Origin of the sequence: Candidatus Darwinibacter acetoxidans (assembly GCF_041936445.1) — a bacterium.
GTDB lineage: Bacteria > Bacillota > Limnochordia > Darwinibacteriales > Darwinibacteriaceae > DTU010.
This window is the reverse complement of record NZ_JBHGXH010000054.1, coordinates 1-3,917: the sequence shown is the minus strand read 5'-3', so window position 1 is coordinate 3,917 and position 3,917 is coordinate 1. Positions and strand designations below refer to the sequence as shown.

General features: G+C 55.4%; 6 protein-coding genes. All 6 read left to right on the top strand.

Going from position 1 to position 3,917, the window contains the following annotated elements:
- Positions 1-376 (top strand): hypothetical protein (locus ACE4YL_RS02215; RefSeq protein ID WP_461369095.1); only part of this gene is annotated, 376 nt, incomplete at its 5' end.
- Positions 377-387: 11 nt separating this feature from the next.
- Entirely contained in the window at positions 388-735 is a 348-nt protein-coding gene (locus ACE4YL_RS02210) for a hypothetical protein (RefSeq protein ID WP_461369094.1), read from the top strand.
- Between the two features lie 98 nt (positions 736-833).
- Complete coding sequence (locus ACE4YL_RS02205; RefSeq protein WP_461369093.1) at positions 834-1,025, top strand: hypothetical protein; 192 nt, start codon at positions 834-836, stop codon at positions 1,023-1,025.
- Positions 1,025-3,004 carry a tape measure protein gene (locus ACE4YL_RS02200; protein WP_461369092.1) on the top strand — a complete coding sequence of 660 codons (1,980 nt, stop codon included), beginning with the start codon at positions 1,025-1,027 and terminating at the stop codon, positions 3,002-3,004. Before ACE4YL_RS02205 ends, ACE4YL_RS02200 begins: the two co-directional genes overlap by 1 nt.
- Positions 3,001-3,363, top strand: a complete 363-nt coding sequence (locus ACE4YL_RS02195) for a hypothetical protein (protein WP_461369091.1) — start codon at positions 3,001-3,003, stop codon at positions 3,361-3,363. Before ACE4YL_RS02200 ends, ACE4YL_RS02195 begins: the two co-directional genes overlap by 4 nt.
- A partial coding sequence (locus ACE4YL_RS02190; RefSeq protein ID WP_461369090.1) for a hypothetical protein occupies positions 3,364-3,917 on the top strand: 554 nt, incomplete at its 3' end.

The following is a 3,917-nucleotide window of genomic DNA, read 5'->3' as shown; positions in this document are numbered from 1 at the left end:
TTTAGTCCAAGATGCTGCTGGCAACTGGGGTATCATCGTAAATGACAGCGAAGGTGGGGGCGGAACCAATACCGACATTGAACACACCCTGACCATCGAATACGAATACACCCCCGCAGCAAAGAAGGTCCTGGCCTCCGGTGGCAGGCTCTCCATCGAGCCCCGAATTGTCAGGATCACCAACACCAACGAAGACGGCAAAGAATTCCGCATCACCGTCTTCGCCGCGGAAGTTGAGGGCGGCATCAGCATCGATCTGCCAGCAGACGAAGACGAGGATCCGGCCATGACCGAGATCAAGCTCGAAGGCTCCTGCGACGAGAGCCGGGCCATTGGCGAGCAGCTCTTCATCATCGAAGATGAGCAGACGGTATAAGGGGTGACATTATGAGCGATGTTCCTACCATCCGAGATTTTGACAAGATAGTTAGACAACCCCGCAAGGCCCGCATCGCGGGGGAAGAAGTGGATGTCACCAAGATCCCTTCCCGCGTCACCCTCGAAATGGCCAAGTTCGCGGACAATAAAGGCATGGGATCAGACGAGACCTTTTACAAGGTGCTCGAGCTTGTGGCAAAAGCCTGTCAGCCATCCAACAAAAAAATAACCGCCGACTGGCTGCTCGATAACACCGACTTCGACCAGATGATGGACTTCTGCGAGTTCGTTTTGGAACCCATCCGCAAGCGTGCTGAAAAGGCTGAAAAGGCTGAGGGCGCAGAAGAAAAAAACTAACCCTCGAGCTGGGTATAATTTTCGCCCAGCTCGGGGCCATGTATGCCTGGGCCCGGCCTGATTACCTCCTCGACCACATGAGCATCGAGGAGGTTTTTATGTACTACGACTACGGCCTGGAATTCGAGGAAATAAAAGCCACGATGTTGATCAGCAAACTCTCCGAGGCGATGGGCGGTAAAAAAGCAACCCGGCGGCGGCGGGGTCCGCGCAGCGACAAGCCCGATAAAGCGGCATTTTATAAGCACTACGGTGACAGAATCAAGAGACCCAAAGGCGGTGAGAAGTAATGGCAGGAACCCTCGGCACCCTGGCGGTGGCGATTACCGGCAGCCTATCCGGGCTGGAAAAAGCATTTGGCGATGTTGAGAAAAAGGTCAATGACATCAACGGTAAAATGCAGACGGCTGGTCAGGGCCTGATTGACTACGGGAACGGCATGACCAAGCTGGGCAAGGGAATGACCAAATACGTCACTGCCCCCATCTTGGGAGCGGCTACAGCTGCCGGCACTCTGGTGGCGTCTCTCGGCTGGGGCCGCCTGAAAGCAATCGACGCGGCAAAAGCGCAGCTCGAAGGGTTCGGTTACTCCCTCCAAGACGTCGAGCGCATATCCAAGCAGGTCAACGAGGCCGTCACAGGCACGACCATGACGATGGCCGAGGGAACATCCGTCGCTGCCGGGGCCTTGGCCGCAGGCGTCAAGGAAGGCGAGGAGTTGGTCAACTACATCAAGCGCGTCGGCAATGCTGCCGTTGGATCAGGCAGGGAGGTTAGCGAGCTGGCCATGATCTTCAACCGTGTCCAGGGCGGCGGGCGGCTGATGACCCGCGAACTCAACATGATCGAGCAGGGCATGCCGGGCTTCTCCATGGCCATGGCCGAGCACCTGGGCGTGTCGCTTGAGGAATTCCGCAAAATGGTTTCTGGTAGCAAGGTATCGGCCGAGGATTTTATGGTTGTGATGGACAGCTTCGCCGGGGACATGGCCGACGCCTATGCAGGCACCTGGGAGGGCATGGTTAAAAACACCAAGGCGAATATTGGCATTATCGGCGAGAATTTGCTGGGCGGTGTGTTTGAACAATCGAAGGAATCCATCACCGAATTTCTTGAGTTACTGCGCTCCGACGAAGCGCGGGAGTGGGCAAGAGAAACAGGAGCAAAAATAGCTGAAACCTTCGGCAAAATTGTCGATTGGGTGAAAAAGGCTATTGAGTGGTGGACGAATCTGGATGATAGCACGAAAGGGTTGATCTTAAAAATAATAGCCATTGCTGTTGTCGCTGGACCTATCCTAATTTTTGTCGGCAAGCTGATCACTGCGATTGGCACCATCATCAAGGCTTTTAAAGCCGTCGGTACTGTGGTCAAGGTGGCAGGAGTTGTTGTCAAAGGTCTCGGCGCTGCCTTTACCTTCCTGACCAGCCCCATCGGCCTGATTGTCCTTGCCATCGCTGCGGTCATCGCCATCGGCGTCCTGCTCTATAAAAATTGGGATACAATTAAAGAAAAAGCGATTGAGATTTGGACAACAGTTAAAGATTTTTTTGGGGAAGTGATCGAGGGCATCGTCACTTTCTTCTCCGAGCTGCCGGGCAAGGTCTGGAAATGGTTAACCGATACATACAGCAAGGCAAAAACATGGTCCGACGATATGAAGAAAAAGGCCATCGAAGCGGGGACGAATTTCCTGAACTCTATTATTGACTTTGTGAAACAGCTTCCTGGTAAGCTGTGGAACTGGCTGCTTGAAACTATCCGCAAGGTGATAACCTGGACAAGTGACTTGCGAAACAAGGCGATCGAAGCAGGAAGCAAACTTTTGAACTCTTTTATCGACACGATCAAGGGCCTGCCGGGCAAAGTTTGGGACATCCTCAAGGAAACTGCTAAAAAGCTCCTCGGCATCGGCGGGGAGTTATGGGATAACGCCAAAAGGGTGGCATCCGACCTCTGGGAAGGCTTCAAGTCCGGGTTGGGCATCTCGTCCCCGTCTTACATCGAGCGGGCCCTCATGTCTATCCAGGACACATCGGCGGCCACGGTGGACGCGATGACCAAAGATTTCCGCGGCCTGTCATCCCTGCCCATGCCAGAAATGGCGATGAACTACAGTTTGCAAGGAGCGGGCAACGTCCCATCTATTGGCAGCCGGGAGGTCCGACACTCCGGCACCATCCGCGTCGAAGGGGTAAACGACAGGGGGCAACTTTCCGCCGTGGTAGATATTGTCATTGAGCAGTTATTGCAGGAGGTGAGGGCGTGAGGACATCCCTATATGTCAACGCTACCAACGCCCTTGTATCGGATAACATCACCCTCGCCAAGCCCCGGCAGGAAACGACCGAAGTCAAGAACCGGCTCCTGTCCGGAGAATGGCACGTGCAGACTGTAGGCGACCCGGCGAAAAGCTTTGAACTGGAATTCATCGTCTACGCCACCGCGCAGGAAACAATCGACGCCCTCGCCGCCAACAAAACCCCGCTGCGGCTCCACCGTCACGGGGCAGACTACATCGGCATCATCGACGGCAACCCGGACTGGGAGCAGTTGATCGGCTCGACCGACCCGGCACGGGCGAAATACCGTTGCAGGATAGTCCTGCTTGTGACGGGCGGTGATTAAATGCGGCCCATCCCGGCGTCGATTCTCGAAAAATTAAAGAAGCTGCGCCAGACCCAGGCCGAAAACGCCGACCCGAAGATCAACCTGATCATGCAGCGGACAAAAAGATACATCGAGCAGGGATCACTCCTGCAGCCCTTCGACCTTTGGGAGCGCCCCGGCCTCGGCCCGCTCGACATCGCCATCCGCAGAGAGAACCGGCTCACCGGCCCGGATAAGCTATTCCTGGTCTATATCGAGGACGGAGAAGCCCACGTCGCCTGGATTGACTACCTAAAATCAATCGAGGAATCAAACGAGTGGGAATACCTCTACACCCTGGGCCCGGCAATCGACGTTGCCGCGGAATTCGACGGCCATTGGGAGCGCACCAGCCCGGAAGCTGAAGTCTGCTTTGACGCCCCGGCGCAGTGGAGTTTAGTCACCGAGGGCGAACCCTATTTTTTCCGCGTCCTGCCGGATGGTAGTTTGATGGTCCAGCAAGGACAAGGCGATCCCATCCTGCTGGCTGAAGGTGTGGTTAAGGTTGCCGCCCTGCGCGGCTGGAAAAACGT

Excerpts from the sequence above, each read along its gene's own strand:
- ACE4YL_RS02210 (WP_461369094.1), top strand. The coding sequence starts at position 388 with ATGAGCGATGTTCCTACCATCCGAGATTTTGACAAGATAGTTAGACAA.
- ACE4YL_RS02200 (WP_461369092.1), top strand. The coding sequence starts at position 1,025 with ATGGCAGGAACCCTCGGCACCCTGGCGGTGGCGATTACCGGCAGCCTA.
- ACE4YL_RS02205 (WP_461369093.1), top strand. The coding sequence starts at position 834 with ATGTACTACGACTACGGCCTGGAATTCGAGGAAATAAAAGCCACGATG.